The organism is Geobacter psychrophilus, assembly GCF_056821595.1.
On record NZ_JBXDTU010000004.1, the window covers coordinates 626,816 to 642,954 of the forward strand.

Here is a 16,139-nt window from a genome sequence, read left to right on the forward strand (position 1 = left end):
TTTGTTATGCGATTATCCATAAAAACTATCACGTTCACCTTTATCGTCGCGGAGAGCAGCTGCAATCAGAAAGATGACGACTGTAACGGTATAGTGGACGATGCCGTGCCAAACAACAGCCCGGGTTGCATGGTGTTTTACCGGGATCGGGACGGAGATAAGTATTACGACCCCGACACTAGTGTTTGCGCCTGCGCACCTCCGGAAGGCTACGTCTCCCCGGATGATATAGGGGTTAATGGACCGGATTGTAATGACTCGAATGCCGATATAAATCACGGTGCAGCTTATATGTACACACCTATTCCGGGAAGTTCCCCCGCTAACTGGGACTGGAATTGTGATGGCCAGGTCACAAAAGAGGAGGATATCGCCGCAGACCAAGTATTTTTTAGTTGTAGTTCCTGGGAGTGTTGGTGTGAAGTTAGGGAATACTATCCTGGTGGCTCCATGATCCCTAGGAATGTGGAAGGGGCCTGGGCGACAGCCCCGAACTGTGGGGTTTCCGCCACTTATAACATATATCCCCCTAAAAGTGAGAGTAGTAATTGGATTGAGGGGAGGGATTGGGCTGGGCTTAATGGGCACCCTACTTGTCTTCCCTCCTCGACCATAATAAGAACCCAAAGGTGTAAATAGAGAAGCGTGGATGGATTGCTGAAAAGGCGTGGATAAAGGGACAGGCTGCTTATTGATGCCCCGCAAAAAAGCGGGCAAACAGGATACAGAATATCTGGCAGCTCGTTCTTAGTGTGTAAATGTGGTTCACTTCTGACCTGATTGGTCGGGTACCGCAGCAGCCATATCAGGAACATCAAGCGATTGAGAGCGCGTCCCGCTGATACGCGTACCCTCACGACTGATCTGGCGCTGCGGCGTTTTTTTGGGGATCGGAAAAGAGAGAGATCAACGAAGGATATGCGCCGCTTCTGCGGAGTATTCACCAGTATCATCATACACAATCAACGGCGGCTCCACCGTCAGACCGCCACGGCTCGACTTGGCCAACTCAACCAGGAACATCTTGGCCTCTGCTCCCACGCTGCCGTGTACCATGCGCAACCGGAGCAGGGCTAGCTTCAATCCTGCCGCGGTGGCAATAAATTCGGCCAGACGTGAGGGGTGGTAGATGAAACAGATCCGGCCGCCCGGCTTTACCAGATACTTGGCTGCCGCCAGAAAATCCGCCAATCCGGCGGTGGTTTCATGGCGAGCCGCATCACGACCGGCGTGGGGACTGGTTTTACCGCTGCCGGGGGAGCGGAAAGGGGGGTTGGAGACAACCATGTCAAAGCTTGATACATGATATCTCTTGCGGAGATGGATTACATCTTCAGCATGTACGGTGACCCTCCCGGCTAGTTCATTATGCCGGATATTCCGCTCAACTAGCGTTGCCATCCCGGGGTTGTTCTCAACCGCCACCAGCTCAGCCGCCGGATTGAGCCGGGCCAGCAGCAGCGAAATGATTCCGCTGCCTGCTCCCAGATCAACAATACTGCTCACCGGTTTCAATTCCGGGCAAAAGCGTGCCAGAAGAAGGGCGTCCAGCGAATACCGGTAGCCCAGCCGCGGCTGAAACAGCTGAATGTCAAACTGCCTGAGATGTTCTAGCGTGACCAACGCGCAATCACCCTTCACGCACCTGTTTTTTTCTGTGGGTCAACCATTCACGCACCAACATGCCGGCAAACAGTGCAAAGGAATTCAGTGTCAGAAATTTGCCGATCTTGAACGGGAGCGGATCAAACAGAAACTCAACCGTGTGTTTTCCGGGGGTCAGATAGATACCCCTCAGGACATGATTGACCGGATAGATTTCGGTCTGCTTCCCATCCACAAACGCTTTCCATCCCTGATAATATTTTTCACCCAGCACCAGCAGGCTGTTGATGCTGGTTGATGCGACAAGAGAAATTGCGTTCCCTTTATATGTATTGACGATAACATTGCCGCTGAATCCTGTGGGGACATTTCCTGCTGCAGCGAGCTGAATCGGAGGAGCAGATTCAACCAGCGCAGTCTGCCTTGGATTAAAACCCGGCGATTGAAGCACCTGGGGTGCAGGGAACCTGTCATCAAGTACGACAACTGATGGCACCAGCCACGCCTTGGGCAGGACCGACCTGTTTTCCAGGACAACATCCCGCCCATCAGGCGACTGGAATACCGGCTGGTATTTTTTATCCAACTGGCCTTGATCCTTGAGGTACTGCTCCGAGGAAAACACCAGGTATTTAACATTAAGCATGTCTGTCATGGATGAATTCAAGCCGAAATTATCAAGAAATTCCTGCCAACGGCGCTGTTGAACCGGGTTCGAGGTAAACAAGGCCGGAACCTTGTTGACGGAAAAAAGCATGGGATCGGTACCATTCATCGGAAGCACGCGGAATTGATCTCCGGCTTTGGAGACAAACTCCACCACCGGTGGCTTTACTCCGCGTAAATGTTCCGGAAGCTTGATCGTGAAAAGGAACTTGTCATTGATTCGCCCGACATCGACCAGAAACAGTATCAGCAGGGCACAGAGCGCAAATTTGACCGGAATCCAGCGCCGTCCGATCGCGACCAGCACCACGGCACAGCCGGCTGCCAGGGCGGCTGCTGTTCCTGTTTCGGTTACCAGGTTAATCCAGCGCTGGGTGATCAGCTGGGGACCCTGCTCGAAACGATTAGGTTCAAAGATAAGTGGCGACAACAGCTCCATCCAGCCCCGTTGTCCAAGCAGCTCAGTACAGAGCATCACAAGCAGGAACAGCGGCAGCGCCAGTATGCCGACAAGATAGCGCCGGAAGGCCGTTGTAGCTCGCACGACTTCATCCGCCAGCAGGTCCATGCCCCGCGCTGCCAGCACCCCCAACCCCAGGAGCGGTATGAACATGATCATCTTCGGCACCCTGAAACGGTTTATGCCGGGGAAATAATCGTACAGAAGATTATAGAAGGGCGTGTACTTGCCCATTGAAAACAGCAAGCCACCGACAATCGCTGCTAACGCCAGCCATGTGTAGCGGTCCCGGCGGAAAATCAGCGCCAGCGGCAGCAGCAGCCAGGGGAGCAGTCCCATGTAGCTGGCGGTCTGGGTAAATACCATCCTGCCCCAGTAATAGGCTGGGACATTGGTGGGATTTTCACCCCCCTCCTGCCGGGAAAGGCCGAAGAAGCCGGGGATCACCAGTGCCCCCAGCTCTTCGGGCGGCAGCGACCAGGACATGGCCTCTTCGCGGGCAAGCCCCCCCTTGCCCTGGTTGGCACCGCTCTTGACACCGCGGTTGGAATGGGTCGACCAGTTTGCCAAGGGGGCCAGTGACATGGCCACGGTTGACAGAAAAAAGAGCAGCACGACCAGGTTGCACAGCAGCAGACGCGGCAGGGAGGAAGGCAGACCTTCCGCGCGCTCGGAGAAGGCAATACCGGCCGTCCTGCCGATACCGTACACAGCGAGGGCCAGGCAGGTGTAATAGGCGATCTGCCAGTGTCCTCCGCAAAACTGGAAGGTCAGGATAACGCTGGTGGCCATGAACCAGATCAGACGGCGGGTCTGAAAGCCCTTTTCGATGGCATAGAACACCCAGGGCGCAAAACAGATCGTTGCTATCTTAATCACGTGGCCGGCGTTGATCAGGGAGGCTGTTTCAGGCGCCAGCACAAAGACCAATGCGGCAAACAACGCCGCCGTACGGCTTGTGCCGATCAGGCGACAGCCGGAATACACGCCGGCAGCGCCGAACAGAAGATGCAGCACAATAAACCAGGCCACGCTGGCAGGGGCCGGCAGCAGCATGAACAGCAGCGGGCGATACAGATGCAGCAGCTGACCGGCGACGCCGCCCCCCTCATCAGTGATACCGCTGTTGATGTAGATATCCCAACCGGGTGCCAGCTGGAGCGAGCTGATAAATTCCGCAAAACCGCCTCGGTGCAGACTGTCAACCCACCAGTAGAATTCATTGATTATGTCCGGCGCCCGGATGATCCGGTCCGTGAACAGAATCCGCGAAAACATGGCCAGCAGGATCAGCACCAGCAGAGCGATTACAGCACCCGTTTTTCTTCGTTCAGTCATACACGTCCCCGTTACTCGAGATGCAACTGCAGCGGTTTTCTGGCCACCAGATAGGTCTCCGATGCCAGCTTATGTGCGTTGGGATGTTCATTCAGCAGCAAATCCAGCGGCCTCACCAGGAGGCTGATCAGGTTCCAGACCGCCAACAGCGGCAGGGCAATGATGGTCGGCAGCAGGTAACGCAGGAATTTGGAGGTCAGGTTGAAGATCGTATAGATCGGCCCGACACACACCCCTGATTCGCTGATCTCGAAGCCGTTCGTGCTGAAGAGGTGCTGGTGGCCGGTCAGGGTAAAGTTATGGTAGTGGTGGGGGTAGCCATGATAGGCCTGCAGAAACGGGGTGGCCACAAAGGCCTCGCCTCCGGGCCGCAGGACCCGCGCCATCTCCTGCACCGCTTTGAAGGGATTGCTGAGGTGTTCCAGGACCGCTTCACAAAAGATGGAATCGACACTGTTGTCGGCGTACGGCAGCTGGTGGGCATCCGCCACCACCTCCACATGTGGAAAGGGGCCGACATTCAGGTTCACCAGCATGGGATGACTGCGCCCCGGACCGCCTCCGATCGACAGGCAGAGCGCCTCGGGCGGCTGCTGGCCGAAGATCCGCTCCACGGCGGCAATCGACGAGCGTTTCCGATAATCGGGGATCAGCATCTTTTGGACCCTGTTCAACAGGACGTCCAAAGAGAAGCGCTCCGGCTGTGCGCTGTACTCTGCATTCATCTTGTCCGAAGCCGTCAGGTAGTCGGCAAAGGCCTCCGGATCAGGCTGCATGATCGGAACCCGGCCATGCAGCAGCGGGTACGAGCGGGAACCGTCAACGGTTGTCAGCCACTGCTGTCCCGCATCCACCACCAGACGCTGGAAGGTCACCGGGCACACCAGGCGACCCTCGTCAATCTGTCTAACAACATCCATCATCGTGATTCTCCATCATTCACGGCGCTGTGCGCCCGGTAAAATCCATCCAGTTTTCCGGCAAACGTGTGCCAGGCGAAGCGTGTGAGCAGATACGTCCGGCCGGCCGCGCCAAGCTCCCGTCGTCGCCCGGCATCCTGCAGAAGCGCCACCGTTTCCGCGGCCATCGCCCCCCACTCATCCGGGTCGCAGAGAATTCCGGAGGTGCCTGCCTGAACATACTCAGCCAACTGCCCCACCCGGTCAGCCACCAACGGACATCCGGCCATCAGCAGCTCGGTCGCTTTGGCCGGGCATTTACAGCGGTTGACCAGCGTATCCGCAAAGGGATAGATGGCCACATCAGCGGCAGCCAGATAGTCAGGCAGGTCACCAGGCTCCACCCAGCCGGCCAGGATCAGGTTGTCACTGAAACCACCCGTCCGGGCGGCAGCCAGCAGCTGCGCCTCTTCGTTGTGGCGCCCACGTCCCACTATCAGAAAGCGGACCTGCGGCACCCTGCGGCAGATTTCGGAGAATACAGCAGCCAGCTTCATCTGGTCAAATTCGAAAAACCGGGTATACAGCAGCACCACAGGAACCGTTGTGTCAATTCCCAAGCGGCTGCGGACGACCAGGCCGTTGCCGAGCGGTTGTTCACGTACGCAGTTGGGCAGATACAGCATGCGATCTGCCGGAATCTCCATGTCTCCGGCCATGCTCTCCAGCCCCCGACTGGCCACCGTAAGACCTGCTGACCGCCGCATCAGCCATTTTTCCTGATAGGCGTAAAAACGCTTCTCCAGCGAAGAATAGCCATGAAGCTCATTCATCCCGCCGGCTCCCTCCCAGTCATCCGTGTCCAGCAGCAACGGCGGCAATCGTAACCCCGCTTTCTTCAGCAGAATCAAAGCCATCGCAGCCAGTCCGCCATAGCCTTTGGGCTTGAACAGATGGATCAGGTCGGGCTTTTCGGCCAGGGCACGCCGCAGCAGCCGCCACGCCAGAACAGGTGCCGCCAGTATCTTGTTGCGCGGGCCCAGGGTGATATTGTGAAGCGTCACACCCTGTACCGTTTCGCTCCTGCCCGAATCCTCCGGGTTGGTGTAGGGGGGGGCAATGATCATTATGCGATGCCCCCTGTTCTGCAGTTCCACGGCCAGCGGCAGCATGCGGGCGATAACAGTCCCCTTGGGGCGGATACCGAAGGGCGCCAGAAAAACAATCTTCATGGCCGTGAACCTGCGCCGGGTCCGGTCGCTGCCAGTTCCTCATACAAGGCGGCGAACTCCGCTGCCCTCTGCCGCATATCGAAATACTCTTCCACATGTTTTTTTCCGGCGCTGCCGATCTGCTGCCGCAATTGCGGATCATCCAGCAGTTGCCCGATTCGCGCCGTCAGTTGCTCAACATCACCGGGTGTCACCAGAAAGCCGTTTCGGCCGTCGCTAATGATCTCATCCATCCCGACAATCCGGTTGGCAATCACCGGCACCCCGCACGACATCGCTTCCAGCACCGAGATGCTCATGCATTCGTTCAGCGAACTGTGCACCAGGATGGTTGCCTCGCGAAACACCCGGTTGGCGTCTGCGGTCGGGCCGGGAAAAAAGACCCGGCCCTGCATCCCACGGTCGGCAACGGAACGCTGCAGCCGTGCAACAAAACCATGGGCCGACAGGCCAACCGTGCCATACAGATGAAGGGATACATCACTCCGCCCGAGCCGGCTGAAGGCCTCCACCAGCAGGTCCTGCCCCTTGTTCCGGTTGATGCTGCCGAGCATGACTATTTTAAAACCTGCGGGTACCGGTTCCGGCAGAGTCACGGTCGGAAGGCGAATAGCGTTGAGAATGGTCCTTCTCTGCCTGGCCGGCAAATCTGCATAATGCGCCGCACAGTTCTCTGCGCAGAAAAGCACACAATCCGCCAGAACAAAGGCTTTTTTTAATAGCCAGCCACAACGGCCCATTTTCTCATGCAGATGAAATACCACCTTTGCACCGAACAGTTTGGCTACCAACACCGAAAATGCCAGTTTGACGCTATTCACATGAACAATGTCAGCAACCGAGATCAGCCGCATCAACTGCAGATTAAGCAGAAACCTGTTGAGCCGCCAGACAAAAGGATATCGCCGCCCCACCACTGCTACAGAAATTCCGGCGGCCCGCAGATCATCGACATAAACCCCATCATAAGCAAACAACACCGTCGGCTGGACCCTGTTGCGATCAAGCGAACGGATCAGACTGGCCATAACTGCCGGCACACCGCTGCGCCTGGAATCGTGCAGCAGGAATAAAATCCGTATTGGCACAGAGCTACTCACTAATTATCCTTCCGACCTATTCCATGTTTTTTTGCTTCTCAGCCTATTACATAGGGACAACGAAACAGTGCCAGCAGGTAGTAGAACAGAGAATACAGCTTGATCCTGAGTTGCTGAGACTGCATCGCCTGCAAGAAATACCATCTGCATTCTGCATACTCGTGCAGATACTTTCTGGCTATTCCGATTTTGTAAGCCAATACACATTCAGCTTCACGCCGGTCTTCGGCATCGAGACGTGACTTGTACCTATCAATCAGGGCCTGTTCCTGCTCAATGTAACGATCTGAATAGCACGAAATGCCCTCACTGTTTGCCCAATAGGCCCCCAACGGCTCGCTAATAAAATAAAATTTCTCTGTCACGACAGACAAACGCAGCCAAAGGTCATAATCTTCAACCGGCACCAGAGCATGAATCTCGTCAAAGCCGCCGCACTGTTTCAGAAGATCCCTTCGAACGCAGACACTGGAAGTGATCAGCGCATTACCTTTAATCATCAAATCAACAAAGGCTGGTGATTTCAACTGTCGACTCTTCTTAATCCGCTTATGTCGACCGCTGGGTGAGTAAACATGGCAAGAATGGTATACAACGTCATACTCCAAGGTCATTGTAAAGATACAAGCCAGCTTTTCGGGATACCACCAATCGTCTGCGTCGAGGAAGCAGATCCATTCACCAACAGCAGCCTGAATACCCTGATTGCGTGGTCTGGCCGGCCCTCCAGAATTAGGTCCCCATAAATGTCTGAGATGCAACTTTCCAGCAAAATCAGCCACCACAGCCGCAGTTCCATCAGTCGAACCATCATCGCAAATCAGCACCTCAAATTCATGAAAACTCTGGTAAGTCAGCGATTTCAACGCCCGCCGGAGATCATCAGCCCGATTGAATGTTGGAATGACCACCGAAAAGATCGGAGCTGGTACCATCACGACGCAATCCCTTCAGGTCGAGATTCAAGTCCCATATCCTGCAGAGCCGTGCCGAGGCGCTTTTGCCAGGTATGATCCCGCAGGCATCGCTCGTAACCGGCCCGCCGGATCCGTTCCCGTTCCCTGTCATGGCTGAGATAGTAGCGGATTTTATCGACCATATCGGCCGGATCGGTGTAGCAGACGATCTCCTCGCCGATCCTGTAGAACTCTTCCAGCTCCTCCATCTGCTCGACCATATAAAAGCCGCCGCTCATGGGCACCTCGAAATCGCGCAGCCGCACCTGGAGGACCCGTTCCCCGGTCTGGTGGGTACCGCCGCAGGAAGAAAAACCGAGATTGATCCTGGAGCGGCTGTACATCCGGATCATCTCTTCGTCGCTGAGCAGTCCGCCGATAATCTGCGACGGCAGGGTCGTACCGGAGACGGTCTGCATCACCCCCACCACCTTGCCGTTCAACAGCCGCTGCAGCCTGCGTCCGGCGATTTCCCACCCTTCGCGGGACAACAATTTCCTGCCGATTCTCAATATTTCACGACCCCGGTCGCTGACTGCGGCGGAATGCTTCTCCCAGCCATAACCCCAGACCCGCACATCGATCCCCTGGTCCAGCAGATAACGGATGTAGCCGGGACGTTCACCATAGGCCTGGCCGACAAAGGTGACATCGAACTCAAGAGGGAGATCGGCCGGCCGGTAGATGAAGGGATTGGCGGCCTCCTGGCAGTAAATCGGCTGGGCGCCCAGCGCCCGGTAATCGGGCAAGCGGAATTTCTCCGGCACCAGGCACCAGTCATAATGGGGTGCTATCCCGGCCACCAGCTGCAGCTGGTAGGAGCCGTTGCAGTACCAGTTGACCGTGGTGATCCCCATGGCTCGAATTTCATCGATGACTTCAGGAAGGACGCAGGCGTCATAAAAATAGCTAAAAAACAGCTCGATCGGCTTGACTGCGTGGGCCGCCCTGATCTGCCGCAGCAGTTCGGCCGTCACCAGCGGTCGGTTGCGGGCGATAAACTCCTGCTGGCTCGGAATGGTGGGATCCACGTTGCGGAAGGTCTCGCGCAGGTCATAGTCAAATTCCACAACGTCGTGCCCCAGGTCGACCAATGGCAGATAGAGATTGTTCCGCCAGAGATTGGAGGAAAAGACCGGGTTGGGACTGGTTTCAGAGGCATAGAAAATACGCATTCAATTTTTCCTTGATTCGTATTACTCATGGTTAAATACGCGCTGACATGGGCAATCTAAATAAATGAGAAAATACAAAAATCAATCTATTTTAGTAGCTACGAAATTTGTAGTTCTAAATTGCTCATATATTTCTACATATGAATCGATAGGGAAGAGATAGCCGGAAGGTGTTATTCTTGATATTTTCATCCCTGTTTTTTTGAAAAAATAGTAAAAATCTTGAAAAAAAGTACCAGTATCAATGTTGCATCCGCCAAATTCAAACGTAATAATGTCAATTGCCTTTTTCTTAAACATATCACTTGCGCCTGCTAAAACATCCAGTTCATGACCTTCAACATCTATCTTTAACAAGTTAATTCTATTGATATTGTTTTTGTAACAATAATTATCAATTGTATCGATGTTAATAATTTCATTTTGTACAAAATCAATATCGAAGTGATCTAAACGTCGTTTAGTTAAAGAAGCCAGGCCCGACATTTTTTCGTCGTAATAAAGTTTGCCTTCCCCCTCTAACTTGCCTAATGCAACGTTATTCAGCTTGATCTCAGCACTAGTTGCAATGCTATTCATTAAAGCCGAAAAAGTAGATTTACCGGGCTCAAAACAATGAACATTTATATTGTCACTGCCAACGTTGGATATTATCAAACGCAAATATTGACCTGTATTTGATCCGACATCAAATATGCAGTACGGTGGCTGAGTTTTTTTTAACAGCATGTCAAAAACGCCTTTTTCACCACTTAATTCAGCGTGAGTTCCCGACCCTATTCCCATAAAAAACTGAGCATAATTAGAAATTTTTTGTAGAACTTGCTGTGAAGCCTTATTTCCAGTTGCCTGGAATAACAATTTCAATAGAGTAGACATCAAATCTCCTAACACTTTGGGTTACATTAATTTCAGCAACGTAGAAAACAAATCATTTTTTGAATTTATCATATCCTCACTTTGAAGAAACGCAGCCAATGCTTGGCGGTTTTCTGAACCAGAAGCATCCGCAGCCATACACCTGTTGTTTGACCAGCTCAGGCTCTGCATGACTAAGAAGCGTCCCATCATCCGGAACAAGTGCAAATTCCACTAACGATAGATCACTAAAAAACTCCATCACCTGCTCATAGGCATATATCCTGTGAGTATTAAACATGACCCTTGGACAACCAACTGGCACAACGAACAGCATATTTCCGCCCGGCGCTAATACCCTGTTCAACTCGGCAACCGCCTTCAGGTCGCCATCAGGATCCAGCGGATCACCGTAGCGTCCCAGCCCGACGTGTTCCACAACATGCATACAGGAGAGGGATGGGATGCTACAGTCCGCAAAGGGTAGTGCCATCAGATTTGCCGACTGAGACTGCAGATTGCTCAGGTTTAAGTCAGCTGGGCGATAATCGAAAAATGACACCGGCACAAAAGCGGAAACCATGCTGCAGAAAACCAGTGAGGACGAAATATCCACATGCAGATCAGGCTTGATCTCCGCAACGACGCGTGCCGCCCAGGCAGGGTGATATATGTAGTGACGATCGAATTCAGTGGATGAGGTCCGGTCCCTTAGGCTCGGCTGCAGGCTCCATAGCGGCAGGTCAAAGCGTGGCGAAGCCTGCCGTGTCAGCCAGGAAAAGCGGAGCAGGTCGTTCACATACCAGAACATTGCCGGGACCAGTCGCGCGGACCGGTACAGCGAATGTGCGAACGGAATCTTCTCGAAAAATCTCTTTACTACCGGATTCATCATCATATCACTTTCACTGAGATGTCTGGATCGAGATAAGTCGCTTGTTTGTCACGACAACAGCTACCAAATAGACAAGCGACGACACACAGAGCGCCAGGGCAACCCCCGGCAGGCCCTGCCATCTGGCCAGAAAATAGGCCAGGGGCAGAAACGAGGCGGCCTGTAACCCTTTGGGCCAAAGGTAGATCCGGGGCTGGTTGCGGGAGATGCCGCGTAGCGCAAAGATCTGGCCGATATTGAAAATGGCAATACCGCTCACCGTCAGCCAGAGCAGCTCATGGTAGGCAGCATAGCGCGCAGACGTCAGAAGCCGCACGATCGGTTCCCCCAGCAGAACTGCGCCCACGACGGTTGTCAATGACAACAGCACGGAGACAAGAAGGGTCTTGCGGATCAACCCTTCGCTCTCGTCTATCTGGACTGCAGTGGTCATGGTTCCGGCCCGCTCGAAAATGATCGGCACCATCAGCTGGTTGATCATGGCAAACAGCAGGTTGATCGGGGCGGCGGCAATCTGGTAGATGGCGGCGTAAATCCCCACTTCGCGAGCACCGAAGACCCCCTGGATCACCCAGCGGTCCGCATACATGCTGATCGCTGCGAAACCGGCAAAACCAACGAACGAAGCGGCATATCCGGTAAACTCCGACAGGCATTTCCGGTTACCCTCCGGGTCAGAAGCTGTCGGTAGCCACCACCGGGCAATCTCGGCGTTCTTACGGGCATAGAGCGCCTGCGAAAAGGTTACCAGAACCGTCCCCAGCACATATCCCAACAGGGCACAGCAACCGCTGGATCCGAGCAGATACACCAATAGCATCGCCAACCCGGTTCGCAGCCAGACATCGATTCCCTGATGCAGTGCCACCACGCGGCGCTGGCGGATAGCACTCTGCAAGGAGATGTACGACACATTGATACCGGCCGCAACAGAATACAAGGTGGCCGTCAGACCGATCAAGGCCCATTTCAGACCCAGCCAGGGCCAGAGAACCAGACCAACCACCACGGCCAACAGGGTAAGTGACACCGCCAGGAGGAGGTGACATTTTTTCAATACCCCGAAGTAAACCGCCAACTGGCCCCGTTCACGATATACGGTGAAAAATCTGGCAACCACATTGGCCAGCGGGCCATACAGGTACATGTTGAACAGACCGGCAACCGTCAATCCCAGGGCCAGTTCACCATATCCGTTTGGACCAAGAACTGTTGTCAGCACCTTGATGCCGATAAAACTCCCGACAAAGGCGATCCCCTGCCCTGCCAGTACCCAGCCCGTTTCGCCGCGAAGATTCCAGATCTTTTGCAGAAGAGGACGATATGCCGAGGCGATAAGGCGCACGGCCTATTTAACTCCACTCTCAGGGTGCCGATAGCAAACCTTACACATCACATATGGAACATTCATGCGGTACAGCCGCCTTCGACGTTCGTTCCGGCATCCGCTTCTGCAGACAGATCCGCACAGCGAATCGTGTCACTTTGGACCCCCAGGCCAAGTAAACGCGATCTGATCTGGCCGGCCCGCTTGAGAGATGTGATCACAATCCACGGCTGGCCAGCCACAGAGGCCTGCGACACCGGCAGGACCTCTCTGCCCATGAATCGGCTGCCGGGACAGGCATCATCCATAACCGCTGCCAGCTCAAGACCGGATTCCTGCAGCGACAACCAGGCTATTTCAGCGACCTCATCCACCCCGCAGAAGGCAACCTGCGTAACTCCTCGTTCGGCAAGCGTACGGAAAAGAGTCAGATAATCCTGACGGGTGACCGTATATAGACTGGTGAAATAGTTCACATGCTGGTAGGCGAGGCGTGCTTTTTCGGCCATGCCGGTGGGTGTTAGAAGATAGGCATAACGGTTCTGAGGATAGTTTTTGATGCGGATGTAACCCTTGGTGACAAAATTTTTCAGATAGGAATTTACAAGCCCCAAGGCCAGCCCCAAGCGTTTTGCCAGTTCACGTTGTGATACAGGCTGCTCGTCGGACACTTCGGAAAGCAGCTGAAAAGCCTTGAGTTCATCAGGTGCACCATTACTAATGTTGTTCATTATTTGAACATAACGCAAGTCCCAATGCAAATCAAGGTAAAAACTGACTCCATTACCCTGATGGGAGCGTGTACAGATACATGCCTCGGCATCGCAATATTCTTGACATGCAGTGACCAACGGGTTAAGAGATATCAATCAGTAAATCAATGTGTTGCATCTTCCATTGTACGTTGCGGTGATGGGATGTAGCATTCCTCGACGGGTCAAGTATTTATGCCTCCAAAAAAACGTGTCGGCGATGTGATGCTTGATCAAGGGCTCATCACGGATGAGCAACTCCAGATCGCCCTGGTAGAACAAAAAAAATCCGGCGAACTCCTTGGATCCGTGCTCTTCAGTCTGGGGTTCGTCAGCCAGAAAGACCTTTTCAAGGTACTGTCACTATCCGAAACGACTTCGGACGAATCAACGCATGGTGAAACCCGCCCAACTACCAGCATGCCTCAGGAAATGGAGTACCTGGTAAAACAGAGCAGTTCCCTCTTTCAACGGGAAGGTACTCTGGGCAAAAAAGAACTGGATTCCGCCTATTCCCCTCTCGTTAATCTCGTAGAAAAGATCCTTATTGACGGAATCCGTCGCAACGCCACGGACATTCACATCAATCCGGATATGAAGGGCATCCGCGTCCGCTACCGGATTGACGGGATACTTCAACACAGCATGTTCCTCCCCTTTGAACTGCTTAACCCGATTGTTTCGCGCTTCAAGATCATGGGGCAGATGAATATAGCAGAGTCCCGCCTGCCTCAGGATGGCTCCGCCGAGTTTTTCTACAAGAAACGCAAACTGGATCTGCGCATCTCAACCTTTCCGGTTGTCGGCGGTGAAAACGTCGTCGTGCGCGTCCTGGATAAAGCCCAGATCAAGGTTGGACTGGAAAACCTGGGATTTTTCGATGATGATATCGAGAAGCTGAACAATTCACTTCAGCTCCCCTTCGGCATGATCCTCGTTACCGGGCCGACCGGTTCCGGCAAAACAACCACACTCTATTCGTGTCTCAGCATGATCAACACCGTCAGCAGGAACATCATCACGCTCGAGGACCCGGTCGAATACCAGCTCCCGCTGGCGCGACAATGTCAGATCAATGTCAAGGCCGGCCTGACCTTTGCCAGTGGTTTACGCTCGATTTTGCGACAGGACCCTGATGTTATTCTGGTCGGTGAGATGCGTGATGCCGAAACCGCCGAACTGGCCATCAGGGCCGCACTTACCGGGCACTTGGTGTTCAGCACGATTCACACCAACGATGCCATATCCAGTATTGCCCGCCTGATGGACATCGGCATCGATCCGTTCCTGATCTCCTCGACCCTCGACTCCATCATTGCGCAACGGCTGATACGGACGCTCTGCGAGGAATGTAAGGAAGAGGTGCCGCCGTTCAGTCCCCAATACAAAAAACTGGGGATTTCACCGGGCGAGCAAAAACTGTACAAGTCAAAAGGCTGTCCGGTCTGCGATGAATCCGGTTTCAAGGGTCGTTCAGTTATCTACGAAATCCTCAAGGTTACACCGACCATCCGTGAAATGATAAACGAAAAGGCCAACCTTGAAGATATCCGCAGACGGGCAACCGAAGAAGGATTCACCCCGATGCGAGAAGTGGCCATCGAAAAGATCCGCTCCGGAATTACAACGTATGATGAAGTCAGCCATGCCACCCGGCTGGAGATTTAATGGGCGCTTACAGTTACCGTGCCATAGATGAGCAATCAAACATTCGCCAGGGTAGGATTTCTGCCGGGAGTGTTGATGATGTTGAACGCATCCTCTCGAGCCGGGGCATGACCCTGATCGAAGCGGAAAACACGTCATTTATCAATTTCGGCAATCTGTTCGGCGTAAAATTGAGTCAAAAGGATCTGCTGGATTTCACCTATATGCTCAAACTGGTCGTCAATTCCGGAATTCCGATCCTGACAGGGATTCATGACCTGATGAAGGGGCATTCCAACAAAAAGATAACCTATACAGCCAATGCAATCTACCAGGGTCTTGACTCAGGTCTTTCACTGTCTCAGGTCATGGATTCACAGCCGCAGATTTTCCCCCCCTACTATGTCCAGATGGTCATGGCAGGAGAGGCCTCCGGCACCCTGGATAACAGCCTCGATTTCCTGATGAAGTATTTGAACTGGCAGATCGAATTCGGAAAAACCGTCCGCAACGCACTGTCCTATCCGATCACCATCCTGACCATCATGGGCGGTTTGATGGTCATTATCTTCACCGTGGTTTTTCCCAAAATGCTTAAACTCCTAACCGGCCTGGGCGCGGACATGCCTCTGCCCACCAAAATCATGGTGGCAACGTCCGGTTTTCTAAGAAGCTACATCCTGGTGATTGCTGTTGGCGTTGCCATACTCATTGCAGCCTACCAGTTTTTCAAACGCACCCCCCACGGGCTCAGGTTTATAGACCACATGACATTGCGCCTTCCGGTAGTCGGAAACCTTGTGCGCAAGATAAACCTTTCACGCTATTTTAAAATCATCGCCACGCTGCATGCCGCTGGTCTGAATGTTGAGCGGACCTTCACCATCGGAGCCGAAGTCGTCGGAAATACGGTGCTGTCTGAAAAACTGCACACCATCCCTGTAGCTCTGGTCACCGGCGACAGTATCTCTGATGCCATGCGACGCACCGGCTATATCCAGGACCTGGTGGTAGACATGGTCGGCATTGCCGAAAAGACCGGCAAACTGGACGATGCGTTAAACCGCGCCAGCGACATCCTTGACAAAGAGGTTCCAGAAACCATCAAAAAGCTGGTCGCTCTGATCGAACCGCTGACCATGGTTCTTCTGGGCGGGCTAGTGCTTTTGCTCCTGCTTTCGGTCTTTCTCCCGATCTACAAAGTGGTCGGCAACCTAAAGGTGCGATAA

At 53.6% G+C, this 16,139-nt stretch carries 14 protein-coding genes; 3 read left to right on the top strand and 11 right to left on the bottom strand.

Annotated features, from left to right (window positions below; all coding sequences use genetic code 11):
• The first annotated feature begins 6 nt into the window (after positions 1–6).
• A complete protein-coding gene (locus tag ACOCF6_RS05150) occupies positions 7–639 on the top strand; it encodes a MopE-related protein (RefSeq protein WP_482459321.1) in 633 nt (210 codons plus the stop codon).
• Between the two features lie 267 nt (positions 640–906).
• Here the strand turns inward: ACOCF6_RS05150 and ACOCF6_RS05155 are convergent, their stop codons facing one another.
• The 11 genes from ACOCF6_RS05155 to ACOCF6_RS05205 form a co-directional block, all read right to left on the bottom strand.
• Entirely contained in the window at positions 907–1,623 is a 717-nt protein-coding gene (locus tag ACOCF6_RS05155; RefSeq protein WP_482459322.1) for a tRNA1(Val) (adenine(37)-N6)-methyltransferase, read from the bottom strand.
• 7 nt (positions 1,624–1,630) lie between these two features.
• Entirely contained in the window at positions 1,631–4,069 is a 2,439-nt protein-coding gene (locus ACOCF6_RS05160) for a YfhO family protein (protein ID WP_482459323.1), read from the bottom strand.
• An 11-nt stretch (positions 4,070–4,080) separates the two neighbouring features.
• Positions 4,081–4,992, bottom strand: coding sequence for a class I SAM-dependent methyltransferase (locus ACOCF6_RS05165; protein ID WP_482459324.1), 912 nt, complete (start codon positions 4,990–4,992; stop codon positions 4,081–4,083).
• Positions 4,989–6,200 carry a glycosyltransferase family 4 protein gene (locus ACOCF6_RS05170; RefSeq protein WP_482459325.1) on the bottom strand — a complete coding sequence of 404 codons (1,212 nt, stop codon included), beginning with the start codon at positions 6,198–6,200 and terminating at the stop codon, positions 4,989–4,991. The genes ACOCF6_RS05165 and ACOCF6_RS05170 overlap by 4 nt, the downstream gene beginning before the upstream one ends.
• A complete protein-coding gene (locus ACOCF6_RS05175; protein ID WP_482459326.1) occupies positions 6,197–7,288 on the bottom strand; it encodes a glycosyltransferase family 4 protein in 1,092 nt (363 codons plus the stop codon). Before ACOCF6_RS05175 ends, ACOCF6_RS05170 begins: the two co-directional genes overlap by 4 nt.
• Before the next feature lie 50 nt (positions 7,289–7,338).
• On the bottom strand, positions 7,339–8,235 hold the full coding sequence (locus tag ACOCF6_RS05180) for a glycosyltransferase family 2 protein (protein WP_482463266.1): 897 nt from the start codon (positions 8,233–8,235) through the stop codon (positions 7,339–7,341).
• Positions 8,235–9,431 (bottom strand): CgeB family protein, encoded by a 1,197-nt coding sequence (locus tag ACOCF6_RS05185; protein ID WP_482459327.1) that lies wholly within the window; start codon positions 9,429–9,431, stop codon positions 8,235–8,237. The genes ACOCF6_RS05180 and ACOCF6_RS05185 overlap by 1 nt, the downstream gene beginning before the upstream one ends.
• Positions 9,432–9,512: 81 nt before the next feature.
• Positions 9,513–10,310 (bottom strand): FkbM family methyltransferase, encoded by a 798-nt coding sequence (locus ACOCF6_RS05190; protein ID WP_482459328.1) that lies wholly within the window; start codon positions 10,308–10,310, stop codon positions 9,513–9,515.
• A 76-nt stretch (positions 10,311–10,386) separates the two neighbouring features.
• Positions 10,387–11,187, bottom strand: a complete 801-nt coding sequence (locus ACOCF6_RS05195) for a DUF268 domain-containing protein (RefSeq protein WP_482459329.1) — start codon at positions 11,185–11,187, stop codon at positions 10,387–10,389.
• 7 nt (positions 11,188–11,194) lie between these two features.
• On the bottom strand, positions 11,195–12,529 hold the full coding sequence (locus ACOCF6_RS05200; protein WP_482459330.1) for a lipopolysaccharide biosynthesis protein: 1,335 nt from the start codon (positions 12,527–12,529) through the stop codon (positions 11,195–11,197).
• A gap of 62 nt (positions 12,530–12,591) precedes the next feature.
• The gene (locus ACOCF6_RS05205) at positions 12,592–13,242 is read right to left on the bottom strand and encodes a winged helix-turn-helix transcriptional regulator (RefSeq protein ID WP_482459331.1); all 651 of its coding nucleotides are present in this window, start codon (positions 13,240–13,242) and stop codon (positions 12,592–12,594) included.
• 216 nt (positions 13,243–13,458) lie between these two features.
• Here ACOCF6_RS05205 and ACOCF6_RS05210 point away from each other — a divergent pair, with 216 nt between their 5' ends.
• Complete coding sequence (locus tag ACOCF6_RS05210) at positions 13,459–14,931, top strand: GspE/PulE family protein (protein ID WP_482459332.1); 1,473 nt, start codon at positions 13,459–13,461, stop codon at positions 14,929–14,931.
• Entirely contained in the window at positions 14,931–16,139 is a 1,209-nt protein-coding gene (locus tag ACOCF6_RS05215) for a type II secretion system F family protein (protein ID WP_482459333.1), read from the top strand. The genes ACOCF6_RS05210 and ACOCF6_RS05215 overlap by 1 nt, the downstream gene beginning before the upstream one ends.

Excerpts from the sequence above, each read along its gene's own strand:
- ACOCF6_RS05150 (WP_482459321.1), top strand. The coding sequence starts at position 7 with ATGCGATTATCCATAAAAACTATCACGTTCACCTTTATCGTCGCGGAG.
- ACOCF6_RS05160 (WP_482459323.1), bottom strand. The coding sequence starts at position 4,069 with ATGACTGAACGAAGAAAAACGGGTGCTGTAATCGCTCTGCTGGTGCTG.
- ACOCF6_RS05165 (WP_482459324.1), bottom strand. The coding sequence starts at position 4,992 with ATGATGGATGTTGTTAGACAGATTGACGAGGGTCGCCTGGTGTGCCCG.
- ACOCF6_RS05170 (WP_482459325.1), bottom strand. The coding sequence starts at position 6,200 with ATGAAGATTGTTTTTCTGGCGCCCTTCGGTATCCGCCCCAAGGGGACT.
- ACOCF6_RS05180 (WP_482463266.1), bottom strand. The coding sequence starts at position 8,235 with ATGGTACCAGCTCCGATCTTTTCGGTGGTCATTCCAACATTCAATCGG.
- ACOCF6_RS05185 (WP_482459327.1), bottom strand. The coding sequence starts at position 9,431 with ATGCGTATTTTCTATGCCTCTGAAACCAGTCCCAACCCGGTCTTTTCC.
- ACOCF6_RS05190 (WP_482459328.1), bottom strand. The coding sequence starts at position 10,310 with ATGTCTACTCTATTGAAATTGTTATTCCAGGCAACTGGAAATAAGGCT.
- ACOCF6_RS05195 (WP_482459329.1), bottom strand. The coding sequence starts at position 11,187 with ATGATGATGAATCCGGTAGTAAAGAGATTTTTCGAGAAGATTCCGTTC.
- ACOCF6_RS05205 (WP_482459331.1), bottom strand. The coding sequence starts at position 13,242 with ATGAACAACATTAGTAATGGTGCACCTGATGAACTCAAGGCTTTTCAG.
- ACOCF6_RS05210 (WP_482459332.1), top strand. The coding sequence starts at position 13,459 with ATGCCTCCAAAAAAACGTGTCGGCGATGTGATGCTTGATCAAGGGCTC.
- ACOCF6_RS05215 (WP_482459333.1), top strand. The coding sequence starts at position 14,931 with ATGGGCGCTTACAGTTACCGTGCCATAGATGAGCAATCAAACATTCGC.